Source organism: Pseudoduganella rivuli (assembly GCF_009674485.1).
GTDB classification, from domain to species: domain Bacteria; phylum Pseudomonadota; class Gammaproteobacteria; order Burkholderiales; family Burkholderiaceae_D; genus Rugamonas; species Rugamonas rivuli_B.
On record NZ_WKJJ01000071.1, the window covers coordinates 1 to 413 of the forward strand.

The following is a 413-nucleotide window of genomic DNA, read 5'->3' on the forward strand; positions in this document are numbered from 1 at the left end:
CAAGTGGCCGGCCTGACGTCCGACCAGGTGGTGGCGCTGTCGACCACGCAAGTGTCGACCCTGACCTCGGCGCAAGCGGCTGGTTTGACGACCAACCAGATCGCCAACATGCAGGACGCCGACCTGGCCGTCATCAAGACCAACGTGCTGGCAGCCCTGACGTCGAGCCAGTTCGGCGCCATCACGACCGCCCAGGTTGACGCGCTGACGTCGCAGCAGATCGCCGCGCTGACCACCTTGCAAGTGTCGACCGGCTTGAATTCGCTGCAAATCGCGGCCCTGACCAGCGTCCAGCTGGCGGCGCTGACCAGCACCCAGTTCGGCGTGCTGGCCACCGACGTGATTGCCGCGATTGCCACGGCCGACGTCGATACGCTGACCACCACCGTGATCGCGGCCCTGAAATCCACGCA

Annotated in this window: 1 pseudogene; it reads left to right on the forward strand. The window is 65.9% G+C overall.

The annotated features are described in order from the left end of the window. A pseudogene (locus GJ700_RS35130) lies at positions 1-413 on the forward strand (heme utilization protein); the annotation flags it as partial.